Here is a 22,601-nt window from a genome sequence, read left to right as displayed (position 1 = left end):
ATCAAAGCGGCTGCACGCCTTCCGGGTAGGCGTTATAGCTCATCTTGCTGATGAAGGCCCCGGCCGGTGACACCAACACCCGGCCGGCGGCGTCCAGCCCGAGGAAGGTGCCGGTGCAGCGCCCGGAAATAAAGTCGAAGAAGAACACCGAGCACACCGGGATGATCTTTTCCCGGAAGGTGAACAGGAACATCTCGTCCTCAAACTTGTAGTAGGTGGCGTAGTCCATGTCGCCGTGACCGAATTGTTCGCCGCGCAGGTTTTGCCAGGCGTAGCGCTCGGTGTTGACATAGAAATGTTCGTAATAGTGGTTGGGGCTGTAGACGTTCAGCGTGCGATAGCCGATAAGCTCGCGGGTCAGATGCGGCGCGACGCCACCCGGCGTGGCGCCGACAATCCGGCCGACGTGGAAGCTTTGCTTGAGGCGGGACCCCTTTTCCACCGCCTGTTCCGGCAACAGCGTGCTGCGCACCAGCAGCGCCCGGCCGCTGTCACGATTGAGTACCAGCGTCAGGCACTCGTTGCCCGGCGACTGCAGCGGAATATTGAAGAAATAGCGCGCAGCGGAGGTTTGCACCTCTTCGTAAGCGTCCTCGCCGCTCTCCCCGCCCCAGGCCCACAGCACCCGCTGCCGATCGGCGCTGAAGCGCAGCGTGATTTCCCCGCTGCTTTCAAAAGCGATCTGCAGCGTTTTGCCGCGCCAATCCTGAGTGCCCGGCAGCCGGTTAGTGTCGATACCGCGCGCAAAATCGTCGTAATTCTTCCAGTCCGGTTCGGCATTCTGATTCAGTACGGATTGTTCTGCTGACATCTTCGCTCTCCTTGATTGAATGGGATGAAAACCGCCTCAAACGTCGGCGACGCCCGCCGGTTTCACCGCTCTGCGGCTCACCACCGCAGGTGCAGTTTCATCGAGAAAACAACTCAGTACGCCGGCGCACACGGCGCCGGTAGCCGCCAGCCACATCACGCTGACCAGCCCATAGCGATCGGCGATCAGCCCGGCGATAAACGGCGCCAGACAGCCGCCAATCACCTCGCCAATCCCCATCACCAGCCCCAACGCGGTCGCGATGCGGGCCGGCGACACCGTTTCAGACGGGATGGTGGCCATAAACAGCGTGAAGCAGCCAAGGCCGGTATAAGACAGGAACACCAGCACGCCCAGCAGCCACGGGTTATCGACGTAGCTGAGGAACAGCGGGCAGCACACCGCCAGCAGCGAAAAGAAGATCAGCGTCGGCTTGCGGCCAAGGCGATCGGAAATCGCCGGCACCGCCACGCCCCAAAACACCCAGGCGGCGCCGATGGCGCTCATGATGCCGCCCATCGTGCCCTCGCTGAAGCCACGGTCGGTCACCAAAAAGTTGGGGGTGAAGGTAATGATGATCATGAACCAGGTGACGAACACGCAGGAGATCAGAATGCACAGCGCTACGTTCTTGATTTTAAACAGCTCGCCGTAAGCGCCTTTGTTCGCCGCCTTGTCGGCCGCCGGCGCGGCGCTGAAAGCGGGATCCTTCTTGCCGTTCACATAACGATAGATCAGCCACGCCAGAATGATGCCCGGCACGGCGGTCAGGTGAAACGCCATGCTCCAACCCCACTTCTGCGCCAGATAGATGATCAGCGGCGGCGCGATAATACCGCCCAACAATCCCGGCGCCGCCCCCTGGATCAGCCCCATATTGAAGCCGCGGCGCTGCGGCTGCGATTTTTCCACCATCAGCGATTGCACGATCGGCAGCACCGGCCCTTCGGCGATCCCCATCAGCGCGCGGAAGATCAATAACATGGCAAAGCCGCTGACCAGCCCCGACAGCGCGGAGAACAGCGAAAACACCAGGATCGACAGGATCAGCATCGGTTTGCGGATATTAAAGCGATCGGCAATCGCCCCCAGCCCCGCGCCAGATAGCGCCCAAGTCAATGCCAGCACCGCCGACAGCGTGCCAAGATGCACGTTGCTCAGCTTCAAATCGGCGGCAATCATCGGAAACAGAAAAGAGATAGTCAGACGATCGACGAACACGCAGCCGAAAACGAAAAACAAAATGATCAGCAATCGGTTCTCTTCGCTCAATCGCGAGCGCTGTCCTGGCGAATTATTCATAGCGTCATTGGTCCATAAGTTAACTTATAAATGGCGAGCGGCCATGGCATAAGTCGGTTGAGCGCTCGGCCAAAAGAGATATTGGCCATCGGTCACGATAACAACTCATTAACATGTTAATGATATAAACTTATCTCAAGCTACGGGCATGTCAAACAGCCGTTGAAAACGGCGACGGAGAGGCAATTCAGGTATTTTTCACAGAACGCGAATGACATGAAAATAAATCAACATCATGTTTTTAATGATTTAAATAAAATTAAGCGGCACTTTTTACTTTTATCGAAAAAACCAAAACGCGCTGATTTATAAACAGGTTAATAAATAAGACTTAACTCCTGCTTATAAATGGACGGTATTTCCCTTTTCATCAGCCGCATTACCCCGCCCTCTTTATTATTTGAATCCGTTTGCTTTATAGCGGCTATAACGAGAACTATTAACTCCATTGTGTTAATCAATAATCACGCAATGACATTATCAATGCTGAATGATAATAAAAGCGCAGGCCGTGACAGGAATCACAAACAGACCGCCCCTTAACGCCCTGGTAGCGGGTTATTACCGGCGCGGCTAGCTTATGCCAACTCGATCCAACCCCGGATGGGAAAACAACGGCATGATAAGCGGCAGGCAACCAGCAAGGAGATGAATATGACGACAGCACTGACAAAAGCCGGTTTCTGGCGCAAAACCGCCGACTCTTCATCGCTGCGTGAGCCGCGCGTGCTGATTCGGGTCTACGTTGGCGAAGGCGAAATCGACCGCGCCATCGCCTTTTACGAACAGCTGCACGGCGTAACGGCGGACATGCGCTTCGATTTTCCCGAGCATCGGCTGGTATTGGCGGCGGTGGGGCCGTTTCTGATCCTGGAAGGGGCGGAAGAGCAGTTGCGCCCTTTCCGCAGCACCGTCGGCACGCTGCTGGTCGATGACATTTATCCCTACCACCAGCGGCTGCTGGCCGCCGGCGCCGAGATTTTCTTCGGCCCGGTGGAGGTGCCCACCGGCGCCTGTTTCAATGCGCGCCTGCCGGACGGCACGATTGTCGAGTACGTGCATCACCGGCCGCGCGCGGGCGAATAAACCGCCTCAGGGCAGCGCCGGCTTCATGGCGTAACGGCGCAGATCCTTGCGCAGGCTGATCATGTACAGCACGATCACCGCCGAGAACGGCAGGCCGCACAGCACCACCGCGGTCTGCATCGCGCTGAAACTGCCGGCGTACAGCAAGCCGGCGCATACCAACGTGGTGACCGCTGCCCAGAACACGCGCAGCCAGGCCGGCGCGTCATCATGGGCGGAGCCGCCCTGGCAGGAGAGGTTGGCTATCATCAGCGTGCCGGAATCGACCGGTGTCAGGAACAGCACGAAGCTGATCACCACCACAAAGCCGGCGGTCAGTTGGGTATAGGGCAAGTATTCGAACAGCTTGAACACCGCCATCGGCGGATCGCTTTGCGCCACCTGCCCCAAGATCGCCTGCCCGCCTTCCAGCACCAGACTGATGGCGGTATTGCCGAAGATCGACAGCCACGCCAGCGTGAAGCCCAGCGGGATCAGCAGCACGCCGAAAATCAGTTCGCGAATGGTGCGCCCTTTGGAGATGCGCGCGATGAATAGCCCGACGAACGGCGCCCACGCCACCCACCAGGCCCAGTAGAACAGCGTCCAGGCACCCTGCCACTGGCGCGCCTTGCCGTACAGATACATATCGAAGCTGCGGCTGACCAGCGAGGTAAGATAATCGCCGAGGTTCTGCAACATGCCGTTCAGCAGGTTCAGCGTCGGCCCGGCCAAAAACACGAACAGCAGCAGCAGGCACAGGAAGCCGACGTTGATGTTCGACAGCATGGCGATGCCCTTCTCGACGCCGGTGACCGCCGCCAGCGTGGCCACCACCATCATCACCACGATCAGCGCCAGCAGCACGCCGGTGCTTTGCGGGATGTCGAACAGATAAAACAGCCCGGAGTTCACCAGCAGCGCGCCGATCCCCAGGTTGGTCACCATCGAAATCACCGTCACCAGAATGCCGAAGCTGTCCACCAGATGACCGACACAACCGTGGGTGCGCTCGCCGAAGATCGGGTATAGCGCAGAACGCAGCGCCAGCGGCAGGCCGCGGCAATAGGCGAAATAGGCCAGCGCGGTGGCGATCAGCGCATACAGCGCCCAGCCGTGCAGCCCCCAGTGCAAAAAGGTCAGCGCCATCGCCTGTCGCGCCGCCTGCACGGTGCCGCCGCTGCCTTCCGGTGGCGACAGGAAGTGATCCAGCGGCTCATAGGCGCCGTAGTACACCAGCGCAATGCCGATGCCCGACGAGAACAGCATCGCCACCCACGAGGGATAGCTGAACTGCGGCGGCTCGTCATCCTGGCTGAGGCGAATATGGCCGAAGCGCGATAGCGCCAGCCAGAACACGAATGCCATGCAGGCGACCATCAATAACATGTAGTACCAGCCGAATACGTCGGCGACCCAGCTTTGCGCGGCGTTCAGCCACAGTTTGCTGGCGGAGGGGAACAGAACGACCAGCGTTCCCAGCAGCAGGATCACCGCCGCCGAGCCGAAAAATACCGGAACATTCAATCTGACAGGTTCTTCGTCAAGCGATGGGGGAGTTTTTGTTGTCATTGGCAGGCTTCCATGATGCGAAAGACAGACGATTTCAATGCAACTTTTAGTTAACATATTATCGCCATTTATTTGACATTTTCGCAGCATATAGAGTATTGATTGACCGTTCAATCAATCAAATCCAAAGTGTGATTGGCCTATCAGTTGAGGAAAATATGTACCGAAGAGACATTCCGGAACAGCGTAAGGAGCAGTTGATTAACGCCGCCTTCGAGACCATTAACGTCGTCGGGCTGGCCGGCGTCACCCTGTCTCAGGTGGCGAAAGAAGCCGGGCTGTCGACCGGCATCGTCAGCCACTATTTTGGCGATAAAGAGGGGCTGCTGAGCGCCACCATGCGCAAAATCCTGCGCGACCTGCGCGATGCGGTGGCCGAGTGCCGCGCGCAGGCGGCAAGCGACAGCCAGTCACAGCTGTTCGCCATTATCCAGGGCAACTTCCACCCCAGCCAAACCAATGCCGTGTCCATGCGCGCCTGGCTCGACTTCTGGGCCGCCAGCATGCATCAGCCGGTGCTGCGCCGCCTGCAGCGCGCCAACGATCGGCGGCTCTATTCCAATATTTGCAGCCAGTTCCGCCGCGAGCTGCCGCTGCCGCAGGCGCGCGACGCGGCGCGCGGGCTGGCGGCGATGATCGATGGGCTCTGGCTGCGCGGCAGCCTGGCCGGCGACGAGACTGACCTGAAGCAGGACTGCCGCATCGCCTGCGACTACGTGATACAACGGCTCAAGGCCGCGGCCGCGCCATCGGCGGCGTGACCGCCTCCGTCAGTGTGGCTCCTGCTCTTCGCTATACTGGGTTTGCCACATCGCGGCGTAGCGGCCGTTAGCCGCCAGCAGCGCCTCGTGCCCCCCGCGCTCGACGATCTCCCCCGCCTCCAGCACGATGATTTCATCGGCGTCCACCACGGTGGAGAGCCGGTGGGCGATCACCAGCGTGGTGTGGTTGCGGCTTACCTCGCGCAGGTGCCCCTGGATTTCGCGCTCGGTCTGGGTATCCAGCGCGCTGGTCGCCTCGTCGAACACCAGGATGGCCGGATTTTTCAGAATGGTGCGCGCGATCGCCACCCGCTGCTTTTCACCGCCCGACAGCTTCAGCCCGCGCTCGCCCACCCGGGTGTCGTAACCGTCGGGCAAACCGACGATAAAATCATGGATATGCGCCAGCCGCGCCGCCCGCTCGATTTCTTCATCGCTGGAGCCGGTTTTGCCGTAGCCGATGTTGTAGCGCAGCGTATCGTTGAACAGCACCGTATCCTGCGGCACGATGCCGATCGCCTGCCGCAGGCTGGCCTGGGTCAGTTGGCGAATGTCCTGGCCGTCGAGGGTAATAGCGCCGCCCTGCACGTCGTAGAAACGGAACAGCAGGCGCGACAGCGTGGACTTGCCCGCGCCGGAGGCACCGACCACCGCCACCGTGTGGCCCGCCGGAATGGTAAAACTCACCTGCTTGAGGATCGGCCGCCGCGTGTCGTAACCGAAGCTGACCGCGTCGAACCGCACTTCGCCGCGATCGAGACGCAGCGGCTGCGCATCCGGGCTATCGACGATCTCACGCTTTTCCTGCAGCAGATCGAACATGTTCTCCATGTCGATCAGCGCCTGGCGCACCTCGGAATAAATAAAGCCGAAGAAGTTCAGCGGCTGATACAGCTGCAGCAGATAGGCGTTGACCAGCACGAAGTCGCCGACCGTCATCGTTCCCTGGGTAATGCCCTGCGCCGCCATGGCCATCATCACGATCAGCCCGATCGAAATAATGGCGGTTTGCCCCAGGTTGATCGCCGTAAAACTGAATTGGTTCTTGATGGCGGCGTATTCGTACAGCCGGCGCGACAGGTCGAAACGCTCGGCCTCGAACTCTTCATTGCCGAAGTACTTCACGGTCTCATAGTTCAGCAGGCTGTCGATGGATTTGCTGTTGGCGTCGGCGTTGGCCTTGTTGAGCTCGCGGCGAAAGCGGGTGCGCCAGCTGACCGCCAGCACGGTAAACAGGATGTAGCAGCCGACCGTCGTCAGGATCGCCAGCGCGAACCAGCCGTTCAGCATGTGCCACATGATCGCCGTGACCAGCGAGAGCTCGAACAGGATCGGCACGATGGAGAACAGCAGCCGCGACAGCACCGTGGACACCGCCTGGGTGCCGCGCTCGATGGACAACGACAGCCCGCCGGTCTGGCGCTCCAGATGGAAGCGCAGGCTCAGCGCATGCAGCTGGCGAAACACCCGCACGCCCAGCAGGCGCGTGGCGTTCTGGCTGACGTGAATGAACATCACGTTGCGCAGCTCCTCAAACAGCGCGCCGCCCACCCGCGCCACGCCGTAGGCGACGATCAGCCCCAGCGGCACCGCCAGCATTTTCGCCGTCTCGCCGCTCAGCCCATCGACCATCGCTTTGTAGGCCAGCGGCACCAGCGTGGTGCTGACCTTGGCCGCCACCATGAACACGAAGGCCACCACCAGATACCCGCGCAGCCGCGGGTTGTCTTTCGGCCACAGGTAGGGCAGCAGGAATTTCAGCAAACGGGAACGATCCATCATGTAATATTCATCTTCTCGGTCGGGATCGCGGCGCACGGCCGCGCGGGGGTTATGAGTTTGGCCTGGCCGGCGGCGAACGCCGCAGCCATCCCGTTTTCCTGCGGCGGCAACTCAGCATCATCCGTCAGGAGAAGCAGCGGCGGCTCGGGCAAAGTTCAGGCATGGAGGAGACAATCACATGACCCAGACGTATGCAAAGCGCTTTGCGCAGGTCTTTGACTATATCGACCGCCACCTGGACGAGGCGCTCACCGTCGAAAAACTGAGCGAAGTGGCCCACTTTTCGCGCTTTCACTTTCAACGCCAGTTTAGCGCGTATTGCGGCATCTCGGTGTGGCGTTATATCCAGTGGATGAGGCTCAAACGCGCCTCGTACCGCCTGGCGTATAACCCGCTGGAGCCGGTGATTGACATCGCGCTGGACGCCGGTTTTCAAAACCCGGAGTCCTTCAGTCGCGCCTTCAAACAGGCGTTCAGCCAAACGCCAAGCCAGTTTCGCAAACGGCCGGCCTGGATCGATTGGCAGCAGCGCTTTCCCGAGCCGAAACACACAAGGAAACAACCCATGAAGGTAGACATTGTCGACTTCCCGGCCACGCCGGTGGCGATGATCGAACATCGCGGCCCGTCCGCGCTGGTCAACGAAACCGCCGCACGCTTTATCGAGTGGCGCAAAACCAGCGGCCTGTCGCCGGTCAGAAGCAGCCGCACTTACGGCATCGCACCGCACGATCCGGCCACCACCGAAGCGCAGGACTTCCGCTTCTTCATTTGCGGCGAGGTCACTGCGCCGATCCCCGAAGACAACGCCTTCGGCGTGGTGAACAGCACGCTGCCGGCCGGACGCTGCGCGGTGCTGCGCCATCACGGCTCGCTGGATGGGCTGTCTGAAAGCGCTCGCCATCTCTACAGCGAGTGGTTGCCGAACAGCGGCGAGGAACCGCGCGATTTTCCGCTCTATTTCCACTACCACAACTTTGTACACGAGGTGGCGGAATATGAACTGGTGACCGATCTTTACCTGCCGCTGAAGTAACAAAAGTCAGGCTCCTCACGGAGCCTGACTGACGTCAACAAGACGGCGACGAACCCTGCGGCGGCAGATAACGCTGCGGATCGAGCGCAGTGGCGCGGTAGCGGATCTGGAAGTGCAGGAATACCGAATCGGTGCCGGTGCTGCCCATGGTGCCGATCTTCTGCCCCGCTTTCACATCCTGACCGTTGCGCACCAGCGTGGTGTCGTTGTGCGCATAGGCGGTAATGAAGTCCTCACCGTGCTTAATCATGATCAGATTGCCGTAGCCGCGCAGCTGATTGCCGACGTACACCACTTTGCCCTTGGCGGAAGCGTAGATCGGCTGGCCGCGCTTGCCGGCGATATCGATGCCCTTGTTGCCGCCGTCGGAATTGGAGTACGCCTGCACGATCCGACCGCTGGTCGGCCAGCGCCAGCAGCGGGAAGCGCCCGGCGGCGGCGTTTGTTTGACGATTGCGGCGGAAGACGACTTTTTACGGCGCGTAGCGGCGGTTTTGGCCGGCGCGCTGCCGCTCAGCCGCAGTTTCTGCCCCACCTCGAGGCTATAAGGCGGACGAATTTTGTTGATTCTGGCCAGCTCGCTGACTTCACTGTCGGTGATCCAGGCGATGTAATACAGCGTATCGCCCCGTTTGACGGTATAGGTTTTGCCGGAATAACTGCCCTTCGGCAGTTTGTCATAGTCGCGGTTATAGGTGTTTTTGCCCGAACACCCGGCCAACAGCAGCCCCAATGCCAAACACACCGCCACGCGGCGCCACCCTGCCAGTTTGCTTCCTGTGCTCAAATCCTGTCCCCAGTCGTCGTTTCGGTTCTGATACGCGTCAGCCGCACAGTGTAACATTTGCGCCGGGTCAGTCAAAAAAGGGGGATAAAGGGGGGCGATAAACAACACGAAAATGGCGCCCTCAGGCGCCAAGCGAAAAACGAGCAGGCAAAGGACGTTTCAACGCTGCGAGTCCAGGATCTCGTTTTTCTTAATCACATCCTGCGCTTTGTTGTAGCTTTCAATCAGCAAGCGATAGTTCGGGAAGATTAAGGTGTAAACGTCTGCCCATTCAGCCGCATCCGCGCGATTCCAGGTTTGCTGAATTTCCGACGCGACGGCGGCGGTATCCATCGGCACCGCCCCGGCTTGCACCACGCGAGCCAAGGTGATTTCCTGAGCCATCTTGGAATAGGTGCCGGAGGCATCAACCACGGCAAACACCTGATAACCGGCGTCAATTGCGCTGATCGCCGGGAAAGCCATACAAACGCTGGTGATCGTACCTGCGATGATCAACTGTTTTTTGCCCGTGGCTTTCACCGCCGCAACGAAATCCGGGTTATCCCAGGCGTTTATCTGTCCGGTGCGAGCGACATACTGCGCATGGGGCGCACTTTCGTGGATTTCCGGAATCAATGGCCCATTTGGCCCCTGCGGCACGGAAGCGGTAGTAATGACAGGCATTTTCGCCAGAGTGGCGATTTTGGCGAGCGCTGTCGCATAACGGCGCAGATCAGGCATCGGCATATCACCGATCGTTTGAAACAAACCGCTTTGATGGTCGATAAGCAGCATTGCCGCATCGGCAGGGTTAATCACCGGGCGTTGATTATTAAAGTTGGCTGGAGAGCTCATATATCCTCACTTATTCATCCTGAAACCTTGTGGCGATTATTTAAGCGCCGGTCGGCGGCTAACTCGTCGTAACGACCAGAGATATTTCAACGCGCCCGGCGCCATATCATCAAATTCTGATGGTTTGAAGCATTTCAAATATTTACCATGCAATGAAATCTTCACTTTTCAAACTAGCAATGAATCGACAGGATAAACAGTAAGAAAATTGGGAATGAGTATTTCACCAATGGGAAGGTCAGATTTGTATGATAGATTTCAATGAAATGTTTATGTTTGCCAAAGTGGTTGAATGTGGTGGTTTTCTTGCCGCCAGCAAGAAATTCGGCATATCAAAACCCATGCTGTCCAGAAAGATATCCAATCTTGAAAAGAGGCTTAACGTCAGGTTAATTCAACGTTCAACCCGAAAAATAATGATTACCGATATCGGAAAGGAATATTATCGCTACTGTATAAAAATGCTCACCGCCGCTGAAGAGGCGGATAATTTCATTATTAATAAAATCGAAAAACCCACGGGGAAAATAAGGATGACATGTTCAAACATGCTTATTGATCTTGGCTTGCCAGCTATTTTAACCAAGTTCATGTTGCAGTACCCCGAGGTCAGTCTGCATGTAAAGATATTCAACAGAGATGTTGATATCATTGCCGAAGGGTTTGATATCTCATTAAAAATTGTCACCGACGTGCCCAAAAACAGCAATCTGGTTATGCGGACCATTTGCACCATACCTTCTGCATTTATGGTGAGCGCATCAGCATTCGACAAATATGCTTTAAGCAAACCTGCGGATTTATCGAAAGTGCCCACGCTTGGCTGGCTGTCTTCACACGTCCAGGCTACCTGGACATTTCGTCAAGCCAAGCGCGAGATCAAAATCAACAGCGATCCATGCCTGGTGTGCGACGATATTCGCCTGATAAAAGATGCCTTGGTGGGCGGCGTCGGCGTTGGTTTTTTGCCGCTGGCGCTGGCGGAGCAAGAGTTGATGGCAGGAAGCCTGAAAACCGTTTTCGACGATTGGTCTGTGGAGGCGCATAAAATTGTCGCCATTTACCCCACCCGACAAGGCCTGCCTCCCGCTGTCAGAGTATTAATTGATTTCATTGTTGATGAATTCAATGGATAGCAGGCGATTTTTCAACCCATTACTGCCGCGGCACATTCTCTTATATCCCCAATGGCGACTATGCTAGTAATCGACAGTCGTAGATTTCAGGATCGTAATACGCAAAATGGAGAACTATCATGTTGAACCTCGACCGCAATAATCTGCCCCTCCTGAGCGAAGAACTGCTCAAAAAGCAACGCACTACCCTGCTGATCATCGCCTTCCTGCTGCTGGCGGGCGGCATACTGTGCCTGGTCAATCCTTTCGCCTCCGGCGCGGCGCTGAGCATCGTGGTCGGCATCCTGCTGCTGCTGAGCGGCGCCGGGCTGATTATCGCCATGATCGCCAACCGGGCGCAGAATACCTGGCCGATGATCGGCGGCATTCTGCTGGGCGTGGCCTACCTGATTATCGGCTATGTGTTCATCGCCAGCCCGCTGGCGGGCATTCTGGCGCTGGCGGTGTACCTCGCCGTGCTGTTCGCGCTCGGCGGTATCGCGCGCCTGGCGGCGGGCTACATGCGCCGCGGGCTGCCGGGCAACTGGCTGCAGTTCGTTATCGGCGTGCTCGATTTGATCATCGCCTGGATGCTGATCGGCTCAGGCCCGGCGGCATCGGTCACGCTGGTGACGGCGATCGTCGGCATCGAGATGCTGGTCAGCTCCTTTGCGCTGTTCCAGGCGGCGAATCTGTTTAAACGCGCCTGACGTTACCGGCCCGCCGCCGCGGGCCTCATCGCTTTGGTTGTTTGCAGATAAAACAAGGCGATACCCCCTCTGCTTGTCCGTGGTTATCTTCATCGGTAAGTGCCAATATAGGCGCAGACAAGGGAGCTGAAACCGATGACAACCCATTCCAACCCGTTGAACTCGCGGGAAGTCTGCCTGCAATTACGCCACTTCAATCAGGTAATCGGGCAACAATGCCGCAATATGGCGCGCCAAAAAACCACCTGTCCATGCTGCCTGACGGACATCGCCACCGGCTGCGACGCCGGTATCAAACTGTGTGGTCAACAGTTGGCCAGACCCAACCCGCAAACCCCGTTATTCCGGCAGATTCGCAACTTGCTGCTCGACCTGCGCGCAGAAGCGATAGGGGTTCACAGAATAGACGTCCTGAACCGCACCAATAACGAAATATCCTGGCTGCTGCGCGAGCTGTATTTCGAGACGTTCTAAACATAAGGGCCGCGCGCTCATCGCTTCATACCTGTCGGTGCGGGCAAGCTGCCGCGCCGTTTCATCGTAGAGCCAGCCGACTTTTCGCTACTTTATCTCTCCGCGTTCACCCCACTTTACGACCGCCGTCACACCTCGCCACCGCCAAATTGCGTTGGTTATAGAGTCGTCTACAATTCAATCTAATTACCCCCTACAACATCAGAAATTATTATTATTAGAGGTGATTATGTTACAGAAACACGAAAACGTAATAAGTATGACTGTACTAAGCCCGCAAGCCACCCAACAACTGATGCCTTCGTTTTCCTCCTTGCCCCACACGCAACACGCCGACGGCAAATATCGCCTGCGCCGTTATTCGGTCGTTAAATACCTCAACCCCAACGTCGCCGAAGTGGGGCCACGCACCTTCATGCAGTCCGATCAGATCAACCACTTCCAGGGCAACGTGGTGCGCCGCTTCGAGCCTATCGACAGCGCCGTACTGCAGAGCGCCGGCATGGCGGAGATGTGCAACCTGTTTGCAGAAAGCAACGAGCTGCCGGAAGGCGCCGAGATTGAGATCCATCAGATGCGCGTGGTCGCCATCGAGAAAGACACCCAGGTGGCGCCGGAAGGCATTCACCAGGACGGTTTCGACCATATCGCGATGATCGCCATTCACCGGCACAACATCGTCGGCGGTGAAATCATGCTGTACGACGACAGCCACCACGATCCCTTCTTTAAAAAAGCGCTGGCGGACGGTGAGGCCGTGCTGCTGGCGGACAGCAAACTGTGGCACAACGCCACGCCGATCAACGCCGTGAACCCAACTGAGGAAGGCCATTTGGATCTCTTCGTCCTCACCGCGCGGGGAGAGAAAGCATGACCTTTACGCCCGAGCTCGCCCGACGCCAGTTCAGCGCCCTGTCTCAGCAAATCGACGGCAAACCGGCGATCTTTTTCGACGGCCCCGGCGGAGCGCAGGTTTCACGGGGCGTGCTGGAAAAAATGACGGACTACCTGGGGAAATACAACGCCAACCTGGGCGGCCACTACTTCTCCAGCCGGGTCACCGGTGAGGTGATGGGCCAGGCGCGAGAATCGGTGCGCGCCTTGTTAAATGCGCCGTCGCCCGACAACATTGTCTTCGGCATGAACATGACCACGCTGACTTTCCATCTCAGCCGCATAATCAGCCGCGACTGGCAGGCCGGCGATGAGGTCATCGTCACCGCGCTCGATCACTACGCCAACGTCTCCAGCTGGCAGCAGGCCGCCGCCGACAAAGGAGCCGTGGTGCATCAGATACCGCTGGAGAGCGCAGACTGTTCTCTCGACGCCGCAAAGGTGTGTGAACGCATCAACGCCAACACTCGCCTGGTGGCGGTCAGCTACGCCTCCAACGTCACCGGCAGCATCGTCGATATCAAAACCATCGTCGAAGCCGCGCATCGGGTCGGCGCGCAGGTGTATGTCGACGCCGTGCACTATGCGCCGCATAACCTGATTGACGTGCAGGCGCTGGGCTGTGATTTCCTGGTGTGCTCCGCCTACAAGTTCTTTGGCCCGCACGTCGGCATGGCCTACCTTGCGCCGCAGTGGTTGCAACGCCTGCGGCCATATAAAGTCGAGCCGGCCACCGACGTCGGCCCCGGCCGTTTCGAGACCGGCACGCAAAGCTTCGAGGCGCTGGCCGGCGTCGCGGCGGCGATCGACTATCTGGCGCAGTGGGGCACGCCCGGCGCGCCGTTAAGGCAGCGCTTGCAGGAGAGTTTCGCCGCCTACCACCAGCATGAAGAGGCGCTGTGCCGCCACTTTTTGCAACGGCTGCAGCAACTCGACGGCGTGCGGCTCTACGGCCATTCACAGGCGGACAGCGCGCGCCGCACGCCAACCTTCGCCCTGACCTTCAGCGGCCAGACGCCTGACGCAATCGCCCGTCATCTCGGGCAGCACAACATCTGCGCCGGCAGCGGGCATTTCTATGCGCTGGGCCTGATCCAGCAGTTGGGGTTACAGGACGGCGGCGTGCTGCGCATCGGCATGATGCACTACAACACCCAGAGTGAAATAGACACGCTGTTTAAAGTGATCGCCGAAGATATCCTCAGTTAACTCGCCACATCGGCCCGCTCACCTTATTGAGCGGGCCATCGCGCAACGCCGGGGGTAGAATACAGAGGATTTTATTTTAGAAATGGATTTTTACTTTGCGAAAATATGCAGTTATCGCCGCCGCGTTGATGATGTCTTCCTGCGCCACGCCGGAGAAATGGGAAGCGCAAACGGCAACCCCGACGCCCCTGGAAGCGGCCAGAGCCAGCTGCCGGCAAGCAGCTGAACAGCGCTATCCCGTCAGCCTGTCTTTGCACGCCAGCTCACCGGCCTTCTCCTCCATGACTATCAACGGCACGGAAATCCCCAACGCCGGTGGCGGCGCCTTTCCCTCGGACAGCAATGCAATGCGCAGAACAGAACACGTTAATGCCTGCATGAAATTGGAAGGATGGGAAAATAAAAATAAGGTGACGGGGTTATTGGCATTTTTATTTAACTAACGGCAACACGGAATAACTCGGAATTACCGCACTCAGGCAGCGGTAATTCCGCCCTATTGACCGACACCGACAGCCTGACTATTTTGCTACGATATAACAGGTTACACCTCTCCTCCATTCAGGGCGATAATCAAACAAATGGAATAAATCAATTTATGAGTGAGAAAGACACCCCCCTAAAAAATCCGCAAAGCCACATCAACAAAGCGGTATTCTTCACCTCTGCAGTCCTCATTTTTCTTCTGGTCGCGTTCGCCGCCTTTTTCCCCGACGTCGCTGACAAGAACTTCAAACTTCTGCAGCAACAAATCTTCACCAACGCCAGTTGGTTTTATATTTTGGCCGTGGCGCTGATTTTGCTCAGCGTGACGTTTCTGGGGCTTTCCCGCTACGGCGACATCAAACTCGGCCCCGATCATGCGCAACCCGATTTTCGCTACCACTCATGGTTTGCCATGCTGTTTTCAGCGGGGATGGGCATCGGCCTGATGTTCTTCGGCGTGGCAGAACCGGTTATGCACTATCTTTCGCCGCCGGTCGGCACGCCCGAGAGCGTCGAGGCGGCCAAACAGGCCATGCGCCTGACCTTTTTCCACTGGGGGCTGCACGCCTGGGCAATCTACGCCATCGTGGCGTTGATTCTGGCCTTCTTCAGCTATCGGCATGGCCTGCCGTTGACCCTGCGCTCTGCGCTTTATCCGATCATCGGCGACCGCATTTATGGCCCTATCGGCCACGCCGTCGATATCTTCGCGGTCATCGGCACCGTATTCGGGGTCGCGACCTCGCTGGGTTATGGCGTGTTGCAGGTCAACGCCGGGCTTAACCACCTGTTTGGCGTGCCGATCAACGAAACCGTTCAGGTGATATTGATCGTGGTGATTACCGGGCTGGCCACCATTTCCGTGGTTTCAGGGCTGGAGAAAGGCATACGCTTTCTGTCGGAGCTGAATCTTGGCCTGGCGCTGTTGCTCCTGGCCTTGGTCTTGCTGTTGGGGCCAACCGTTCTGCTGTTGAAATCCTTTGTGGAAAATACCGGCGGCTATCTGTCCGAGCTGGTCAGCAAGACGTTCAACCTGTATGCCTATGAGCCGAAATCCAGCAACTGGTTAGGCGGATGGACGCTGCTCTATTGGGGGTGGTGGCTCTCCTGGTCGCCTTTCGTCGGTATGTTCATCGCACGAGTTTCCCGCGGCCGAACCATCCGCGAATTTGTCACGGGCGTGCTGTTCGTCCCGGCCGGCTTCACCCTCATGTGGATGACGGTGTTCGGCAACAGCGCCATTTACCTCATCATGGAAAAGGGCGCGACAGACCTCGCCGCTACGGTACAGCAAGACGTGGCGCTGGCGTTGTTTAACTTCCTGGAGCATTTCCCGTTCTCCAGCGTGCTTTCGTTTATCGCCATGGCGATGGTTATCGTCTTTTTCGTCACCTCCGCCGATTCCGGCGCCATGGTCGTGGATACGCTGGCTTCGGGCGGCTCCAGCAACACACCGGTCTGGCAACGCATTTTCTGGGCGTCGCTGATGGGCATCGTCGCCATCGCCTTGCTGATCGCCGGGGGGCTCAGCGCGCTGCAAACCGTCACCATCGCCAGCGCATTGCCTTTCTCGGCCATCTTGCTGGTCTCCATCTACGGCTTGCTTAAGGCACTGCGTCGCGATCTGACCAAGCGCGACAGCCAAAATATGGCCACCATCGCCCCCACCGCCGCCCGCAACCCCATTCCCTGGCAGCGCAGGCTGCGCAATATCGCCTATCTGCCAAAACGCTCGCTGGTTAAGCGCTTTATGGATGAGGTCATCCAGCCTGCCATGACGCTGGTGCAGGAAGAGCTGAGTAAACAAAACACGCTCAGCAGCATCAACACCACTGCGGAAGACCGCATTCGTTTCGAGGTCGATTTGGGCGATGAGCTTAACTTTATCTATGAAGTCAGACTGCGCGGCTACAGTTCGCCGACGTTCGCTCTGGCCGGGCTGGATAACGATGAACAGCAAGCCGAGCAGCACAAGTATTATCGCGCGGAGATTTACCTGAAAGAAGGCGGCCAGAACTACGATGTCATGGGCTGGAATCAGGAGCAGTTGATCAACGATATTCTTGACCAGTACGAGAAACACCTGCATTTCTTGCATCTGGTTCGCTGAATGCCGACATGCCGTCCCCAGGGGCGGCATTTTTTTGCCCCGCTTTCTTCACCACAGTGCTGATGATGCGGTTGGAATGGCGGACAAACAGAAACAGCGCTTTATGAGCAAAGGATTGGTTCGGGATAACGTTTCGAAGAATCAGGATGTTTTCAAGAGGGAGTGCTGGAGCGGGTGAAGGGAATCGAACCCTCGTATGCAGCTTGGGAAGCTGCCGTTCTACCATTGAACTACACCCGCATCGGTGTGCGACAGGCATTATAACCGGTTATCGGCGGCGGGCAAGCGGAGATGGCGCGTAACTGCCGATGTTTTAAGCGGTTAAGTCCGGTGGGCGAAAAAAACCGGCGCAGTTGCCTGCACCGGTGGTTGCACGCTAAACGGAATTATTTCTGTGGGCGCATCGCCGGGAACAGAATTACGTCGCGGATGGTGTGGCTGTTGGTGAACAGCATCACCATACGGTCGATACCGATGCCCAGACCGGCGGTCGGCGGCAGGCCGTGCTCCAGCGCGGTGACGTAGTCTTCGTCGTAGAACATCGCTTCGTCGTCGCCGGCGTCTTTGGCGTTCACCTGATCGGCAAAGCGCTGCGCCTGGTCTTCGGCGTCGTTCAGCTCGGAGAAGCCGTTGCCGATTTCACGGCCGCCGATGAAGAACTCGAAGCGGTCGGTGATTTCCGGGTTAACGTCGTTGCGGCGCGCCAGCGGCGACACTTCAGCCGGGTACTCGGTGATGAAGGTCGGCTGAATCAGATGGCTTTCTGCCACTTCTTCGAAGATCTCGGTCACGACGCGGCCCAGACCCCAGCTCTTCTCAACCTTGATGCCGATGGATTCGGCGATGGCTACCGCTTTGCCCATGTCGGCCAGGTCAGCCAGATCGGTTTCCGGACGGTATTTCTTGATCGCCTCGGTCATGGTCAGCTTCTCGAACGGCTTGCCGAAGTCGAACACTTCGTCGCCGTACTGCACCTGAGAGGTGCCCAGCACTTTCTCGGTCAGGGTGCGGAACAGCGTCTCGGTCAGCTCGATCAGGTCTTTGTAATCCGCGTAAGCCATGTAGAGTTCCATCATGGTGAACTCTGGGTTGTGACGCGGAGAAACGCCTTCGTTACGGAAGTTACGGTTGATTTCGAACACGCGCTCAAAGCCACCAACCACCAGACGCTTCAGATATAGTTCCGGCGCGATGCGCAGGTACATGTCGATATCCAGCGCATTGTGGTGCGTGATGAACGGACGCGCGGACGCACCGCCCGGGATCACCTGCATCATCGGGGTTTCGACTTCCATGAAGCCGCGTTCCACCATGAAGTTGCGGATAGCCGACATCACCTGCGAACGCACCTTGAAGGTGTTGCGCGATTCTTCGTTGGCGATCAGGTCCAGGTAACGCTGGCGGTAACGGGTTTCCTGATCCGCCAGGCCGTGGAATTTGTCCGGCAGCGGGCGCAGCGCTTTGGTCAGCAGACGCAGCTCGGTGCAGTGGATCGACAGTTCGCCGGTCTTGGTTTTGAACAGCTTGCCGCGTGCGCCGAGAATATCGCCCAGGTCCCACTTCTTGAACTGGTCGTTGTACACGCCTTCAGCCAGATCGTCGCGCGCGACGTACAGCTGAATGCGGCCGCCCACGTCCTGCAGCGTGACGAAGGATGCCTTGCCCATAATACGGCGGGTCATCATACGGCCGGCGACGGTCACTTCTACGCCCAGCGCTTCCAGCTCTTCGTTGTCTTTATCGCCGTACGCGGCATGCAGTTTGTCGGAGGTGGAGTCACGACGGAAGTCGTTCGGGAACGCAATGCCGTTCTCGCGCAGGCCGGCCAGTTTCTCGCGGCGGGACTGCAGTTCGTTATTGAGATCCAGCGCCTGATCGGCGCCCTGTACTTGTTGTTCAGACATTTCTATTCCTCATAACCCGGCTTTCAAACTTGCCTCAATGAATTTATCCAGGTCGCCATCCAGTACGGCCTGCGTGTTACGCGTTTCGACGTTGGTGCGCAAATCCTTGATGCGGGAGTCATCCAGCACGTAAGAACGGATTTGGCTGCCCCAGCCGATGTCGGACTTGTTGTCTTCCATCGTCTGCTTATCAGCATTTTTCTTTTGCATCTCAAACTCGTACAGCTTGGCTCGCAGCTGTTTAAACGCTTGATCCTTGTTCTTATGCTGAGAACGATCGTTCTGGCACTGCACCACGATGTTGGTTGGCAGGTGAGTAATACGTACGGCGGATTCGGTTTTGTTGACGTGCTGACCGCCCGCACCGGAGGCGCGGTACACGTCGATACGCAGATCCGCCGGGTTGATTTCGATATCGATATCGTCGTCGACTTCCGGGTAGATGAACACCGAGCTGAACGAGGTGTGGCGACGGCCGCCGGAGTCGAACGGGCTCTTGCGCACCAGGCGGTGAACGCCGGTTTCAGTGCGCAACCAGCCGAACGCGTAATCGCCGATGATCTTGATGGTGGCAGATTTCAGGCCCGCGACGTCGCCGTCGGACTCTTCGATCACTTCGGTCTTGAAGCCCTTGGCTTCGGCCCAGCGCAGGTACATGCGCAGCAGCATGCTGGCCCAGTCCTGCGCTTCGGTGCCGCCGGAGCCGGCCTGGATATCCAGATAGCAGTCGGCGCTGTCGTATTCGCCGGAGAACATGCGGCGGAATTCCAACTGATCCAGCTTGCTCATCAGCTGATCCAGCTCGGCGACCGCTTCGTTGAAGGTCTCTTCATCGTCGGCTTCCACCGCCAGTTCCAGCAGCCCGCCGACGTCTTCGCCGCCCTGCTCCAGCTGATCGATGGTTTCAACGATGGCTTCCAGCGCGGCGCGCTCTTTGCCGAGCGCCTGTGCGCGCTCCGGCTCGTTCCACACGTCCGGCTGTTCCAGCTCGGCGTTGACTTCTTCTAGGCGTTCCTTCTTGGCATCATAGTCAAAGATACCCCCTAAGAACCGCAGTCCGCTCGGACAGGTCCTGAATTCGGTTTTTTACCGGGTTAATTTCAAACATGGTTTCGTTCTTTTACGTTGATGTCGTCGATGGCGGAATGCCATTGGAACCGCTAATTCTAACGGATCCGGGCGGCAGTTTATAGCGAGTTGGTCAGTTTTTGTGGCGATCGGAAAGGATGCAGGGGATTGGAGAGCCCAATCCCCGAATTGTGTTCAATTTCGCCTCAGCGCGGCCAAAGATGCTGGATCAGCAGCTGCACGTTACGATTGCCGCGGAACTCGTTGACGTCGAGCTTGTAGGCCAGTTCGACCTCGCGCACGCTGCTGTCCGGCCACAGCGTGGTGTCCACGTTGAATGCGATGCCGTCGAGCAGCGGGCCGCCGCCGAGCGGCTCCACCATCAGCTTCAGGTGTTTCTCGCCCACCAGCCGCTGCTGCAGGATGCGGAACTTACCGTCGAAGGTCGGTTCCGGGAACGCCTGGCCCCACGGGCCGCCCTCGCGCAGCAGCTCCGCCGTCGTCAGCGACAGCTCCTGCATCGCCAGCTCGCCGTCAGACCAGATAACCCCTTCCAGCATCGCCGGATCGAGCCATTCCCCCACCAGCTCGCCGAAGCGCTGGCGGAACTCGTCGAACCTGGCCTCTTCCAGCGACAGCCCGGCCGCCATCGCGTGGCCGCCGAACTTCATCATCAGCCCGGGGTTCAGCATATCCAGCCGCTCCAGCGCGTCGCGCATGTGCAGGCCAGGCACCGAACGGCCGGAACCTTTCAGGATGCCGTCGCCCGCCGGCGCGAACGCGATCACCGGGCGGTGGAAACGCTCTTTGATACGTGAGGCGAGGATGCCCACCACGCCCTGGTGCCATTCCGGGTGATACATCGCCAGCCCGTAAGGCAGCTCGGTACTGGTGCGCTCCAACTGGTCGCACAGCTGCAGGGCTTCCACCTGCATGCCCTGCTCTATCTCGCGTCGCGTCTGGTTCAGCGCGTCGAGATCGTTGGCCAGCATACGCGCCTGCGCGATGTCATCGCTCAGCAGCAGCGCCACGCCGATCGACATGTCGTCCAGCCTGCCGGCGGCGTTAAGACGCGGGCCGAGAGCGAAACCGAGATCGTTGGCCGCCAGCTGGCGGGCATCGCGGTTGGCCACCTCAAGCAGCGCGCGGATGCCCGGACGGCATTTGCCGGCACGGATGCGGTTTAACCCCTGATACACCAGAATGCGGTTGTTGGCGTCCAGCGGCACCACGTCGGCCACGGTGCCGAGTGCCACCAGATCCAGCAGTTCCGCCAGATTGGGCATCGCCAGCGCGCGCTGCTCGAACCAGCCGCTGTCCCGCAGCCGGGCGCGCAGCGCCAGCATCAGGTAGAACGCGACGCCCACCCCGGCCAGCGATTTGGACGGGAAGGCGCAGCCGCGCAGGTTGGGATTGACGATCGCTTCGGCCGCTGGCAGGGTCTCGCCCGGCAGGTGGTGATCGGTCACCAACACCTGCATGCCCTTGGCGTGCGCCACGTCGACGCCGGCGTGGGAGGAGATGCCGTTATCGACGGTGACGATCAGCTCCGCGCCGCGCGCCGCCGCCTGCTCCACCACTTCGGGGCTCAGGCCGTAGCCGTCTTCGAAGCGGTTCGGCACCAGGTAGTCGACGGCTGCGCCGCCCATGCTGCGCAGCGCCAGCACCGTCAGTGCGGTGCTGGTGGCGCCGTCGGCGTCGAAATCGCCCACCACCATGATGCGGCGGCCGTCGGCCAGCGCCTGTTGCAGCAGGCTGACGGCGGCGTCGATGCCGTCCAGCTGTTGCCAGGGCAGCATGCCCTTGACGCCGCGTTCCAGCTCCTGCTCAGCCTGCACGCCGCGCAGGGCGTAAAGCCGGCGCAGCAGCGGCGGCAAACTGGCGGGCAGATGCGTGTCGTCCGCCGCCGGGCGGCGACGTAGTTGCGTTTTGATACTCACCGGCGATTAACCACCGGCTTTGGTGGCGGCCTGGTGCGCATCCAGCATGGCGGCCATCTCTTTCGGCCCCTGATAGCCCGGGATCATCATGCCGTTTTCCAGGATGATCGCCGGCGTGCCCTGAATGCCGAACTGCACGCCCAGCTCGTAATGCTTGCTGATGTCGGTTTTGCAGGTCGCCGGGGAGATGGCGTCGCCCTTCATGGCGGCGTCGAACGCCTTGGCCTTGTCGGCGGTGCACCAGATCGACTGCATGTCTTTCTCAGCCTGGGAGGCCAGCCCCTGGCGCGGGAACGCCAGGTAGCGCACGGTGATGCCCAGATCGTTGTACTCTTTCATCTGCTGGTGCAGCTTGTGGCAGTAACCGCAGGTGATGTCGGTGAACACGGTGATCACGTGTTTCTCTTTCGGCGCCTTGTAGACGATCATCTGATCTTTCAGCGCGTCCATCTTGCTGCCCAGCAGTTGGTTGGTCACGTTGACCGGCTCTTTGCCGCTGACGTCGAACAGCGGGCCCTGCAGGATATGCTTGCCGTCTTCGGAGGCGTACAGCACGCCGCTGTCGGTCAGCACGGTTTTCAGTCCATTGACCGGTGAAGGCTGCACGTCCGCCTGTTGGATGCCCAGGCTGGCGAGCGCTTTTTTGATCGCCGCGTCATCGGCATGGGCGGCGCTGGTCACCGAAGCCACCAGCAGTGAGAGCAGCATTAAACCTTTTTTCATTGTTCCAATCCTTTC

The 22,601-nt window shown here is 58.7% G+C and carries 20 protein-coding genes and 1 tRNA gene; 10 read left to right on the top strand and 11 right to left on the bottom strand.

The window, feature by feature from the left end:
* Window position 1: 1 nt before the first annotated feature.
* Window positions 2-811 (bottom strand): MoaF C-terminal domain-containing protein, encoded by an 810-nt coding sequence (locus tag ACJ8HN_RS21540; RefSeq protein ID WP_033649468.1) that lies wholly within the window; start codon window positions 809-811, stop codon window positions 2-4.
* Window positions 812-847: 36 nt separating this feature from the next.
* Window positions 848-2,065: an MFS transporter gene (locus ACJ8HN_RS21535; RefSeq protein WP_442523920.1), complete on the bottom strand. Its 1,218-nt coding sequence runs from the start codon at window positions 2,063-2,065 to the stop codon at window positions 848-850.
* Between the two features lie 702 nt (window positions 2,066-2,767).
* Between ACJ8HN_RS21535 and ACJ8HN_RS21530 the strand changes: the two genes are divergently transcribed.
* Window positions 2,768-3,199 carry a VOC family protein gene (locus ACJ8HN_RS21530; RefSeq protein WP_033649466.1) on the top strand — a complete coding sequence of 144 codons (432 nt, stop codon included), beginning with the start codon at window positions 2,768-2,770 and terminating at the stop codon, window positions 3,197-3,199.
* 6 nt (window positions 3,200-3,205) lie between these two features.
* Here the strand turns inward: ACJ8HN_RS21530 and ACJ8HN_RS21525 are convergent, their stop codons facing one another.
* Entirely contained in the window at window positions 3,206-4,750 is a 1,545-nt protein-coding gene (locus ACJ8HN_RS21525) for a BCCT family transporter (protein ID WP_033654079.1), read from the bottom strand.
* Between the two features lie 158 nt (window positions 4,751-4,908).
* Here ACJ8HN_RS21525 and betI point away from each other — a divergent pair, with 158 nt between their 5' ends.
* On the top strand, window positions 4,909-5,511 hold the full coding sequence (betI, locus tag ACJ8HN_RS21520; RefSeq protein WP_060388380.1) for a transcriptional regulator BetI: 603 nt from the start codon (window positions 4,909-4,911) through the stop codon (window positions 5,509-5,511).
* Window positions 5,512-5,520: 9 nt separating this feature from the next.
* On the opposite strand, the gene ACJ8HN_RS21515 is transcribed toward betI, so the two are convergent.
* Window positions 5,521-7,290, bottom strand: a complete 1,770-nt coding sequence (locus tag ACJ8HN_RS21515; protein WP_033654131.1) for an ABCB family ABC transporter ATP-binding protein/permease — start codon at window positions 7,288-7,290, stop codon at window positions 5,521-5,523.
* Between the two features lie 181 nt (window positions 7,291-7,471).
* Here ACJ8HN_RS21515 and ACJ8HN_RS21510 point away from each other — a divergent pair, with 181 nt between their 5' ends.
* Complete coding sequence (locus tag ACJ8HN_RS21510) at window positions 7,472-8,329, top strand: AraC family transcriptional regulator (RefSeq protein WP_060424033.1); 858 nt, start codon at window positions 7,472-7,474, stop codon at window positions 8,327-8,329.
* A 34-nt stretch (window positions 8,330-8,363) separates the two neighbouring features.
* Here ACJ8HN_RS21510 and actS read toward each other — a convergent pair whose 3' ends face one another.
* Together actS and ACJ8HN_RS21500 are read right to left on the bottom strand one after the other, a co-directional pair.
* Window positions 8,364-9,116, bottom strand: a complete 753-nt coding sequence (actS, locus tag ACJ8HN_RS21505; RefSeq protein ID WP_033635813.1) for an amidase activator ActS — start codon at window positions 9,114-9,116, stop codon at window positions 8,364-8,366.
* 159 nt (window positions 9,117-9,275) lie between these two features.
* Window positions 9,276-9,953: a hydrolase gene (locus ACJ8HN_RS21500; protein ID WP_033635814.1), complete on the bottom strand. Its 678-nt coding sequence runs from the start codon at window positions 9,951-9,953 to the stop codon at window positions 9,276-9,278.
* A gap of 272 nt (window positions 9,954-10,225) precedes the next feature.
* Between ACJ8HN_RS21500 and ACJ8HN_RS21495 the strand changes: the two genes are divergently transcribed.
* The 7 genes from ACJ8HN_RS21495 (at window position 10,226) to ACJ8HN_RS21465 (ending at window position 16,951) form a co-directional block, all read left to right on the top strand.
* Entirely contained in the window at window positions 10,226-11,089 is an 864-nt protein-coding gene (locus ACJ8HN_RS21495) for a LysR substrate-binding domain-containing protein (protein WP_442523918.1), read from the top strand.
* Window positions 11,090-11,208: 119 nt separating this feature from the next.
* Window positions 11,209-11,778, top strand: a complete 570-nt coding sequence (locus tag ACJ8HN_RS21490; RefSeq protein ID WP_033654076.1) for an HdeD family acid-resistance protein — start codon at window positions 11,209-11,211, stop codon at window positions 11,776-11,778.
* 135 nt (window positions 11,779-11,913) lie between these two features.
* Complete coding sequence (locus tag ACJ8HN_RS21485) at window positions 11,914-12,252, top strand: hypothetical protein (protein WP_033654075.1); 339 nt, start codon at window positions 11,914-11,916, stop codon at window positions 12,250-12,252.
* Between the two features lie 259 nt (window positions 12,253-12,511).
* The gene (locus ACJ8HN_RS21480) at window positions 12,512-13,126 is read left to right on the top strand and encodes a 2OG-Fe dioxygenase family protein (protein WP_223182037.1); all 615 of its coding nucleotides are present in this window, start codon (window positions 12,512-12,514) and stop codon (window positions 13,124-13,126) included.
* Window positions 13,123-14,355: a cysteine desulfurase-like protein gene (locus ACJ8HN_RS21475; protein ID WP_033635820.1), complete on the top strand. Its 1,233-nt coding sequence runs from the start codon at window positions 13,123-13,125 to the stop codon at window positions 14,353-14,355. Before ACJ8HN_RS21480 ends, ACJ8HN_RS21475 begins: the two co-directional genes overlap by 4 nt.
* 95 nt (window positions 14,356-14,450) lie before the next feature.
* Window positions 14,451-14,798, top strand: a complete 348-nt coding sequence (locus ACJ8HN_RS21470) for a hypothetical protein (RefSeq protein WP_049194800.1) — start codon at window positions 14,451-14,453, stop codon at window positions 14,796-14,798.
* A gap of 155 nt (window positions 14,799-14,953) precedes the next feature.
* The gene (locus ACJ8HN_RS21465; protein WP_041036550.1) at window positions 14,954-16,951 is read left to right on the top strand and encodes a BCCT family transporter; all 1,998 of its coding nucleotides are present in this window, start codon (window positions 14,954-14,956) and stop codon (window positions 16,949-16,951) included.
* A gap of 166 nt (window positions 16,952-17,117) precedes the next feature.
* Here the strand turns inward: ACJ8HN_RS21465 and ACJ8HN_RS21460 are convergent.
* From ACJ8HN_RS21460 to dsbC, 5 genes are all read right to left on the bottom strand, one after another.
* A tRNA-Gly gene (locus ACJ8HN_RS21460) sits at window positions 17,118-17,191 on the bottom strand.
* A gap of 146 nt (window positions 17,192-17,337) precedes the next feature.
* Entirely contained in the window at window positions 17,338-18,855 is a 1,518-nt protein-coding gene (lysS, locus tag ACJ8HN_RS21455; RefSeq protein ID WP_033649459.1) for a lysine--tRNA ligase, read from the bottom strand.
* A gap of 9 nt (window positions 18,856-18,864) precedes the next feature.
* A protein-coding gene (prfB, locus tag ACJ8HN_RS21450) for a peptide chain release factor 2 (protein ID WP_096242572.1) occupies window positions 18,865-19,963 on the bottom strand; the annotation gives its coding sequence in 2 pieces (ribosomal slippage) (window positions 18,865-19,887 and window positions 19,889-19,963; 1,098 coding nt in all).
* A 166-nt stretch (window positions 19,964-20,129) separates the two neighbouring features.
* The gene (gene recJ / locus ACJ8HN_RS21445) at window positions 20,130-21,863 is read right to left on the bottom strand and encodes a single-stranded-DNA-specific exonuclease RecJ (protein ID WP_103773083.1); all 1,734 of its coding nucleotides are present in this window, start codon (window positions 21,861-21,863) and stop codon (window positions 20,130-20,132) included.
* A 6-nt stretch (window positions 21,864-21,869) separates the two neighbouring features.
* Window positions 21,870-22,586, bottom strand: a complete 717-nt coding sequence (gene dsbC, locus ACJ8HN_RS21440; RefSeq protein WP_041036552.1) for a bifunctional protein-disulfide isomerase/oxidoreductase DsbC — start codon at window positions 22,584-22,586, stop codon at window positions 21,870-21,872.
* Window positions 22,587-22,601: the final 15 nt, after the last annotated feature.

Source organism: Serratia sp. CY29653 (assembly GCF_052169255.1).
Lineage (GTDB): Bacteria > Pseudomonadota > Gammaproteobacteria > Enterobacterales > Enterobacteriaceae > Serratia > Serratia sarumanii.
This window is presented reverse-complemented; position numbering and strand designations above follow the sequence as displayed.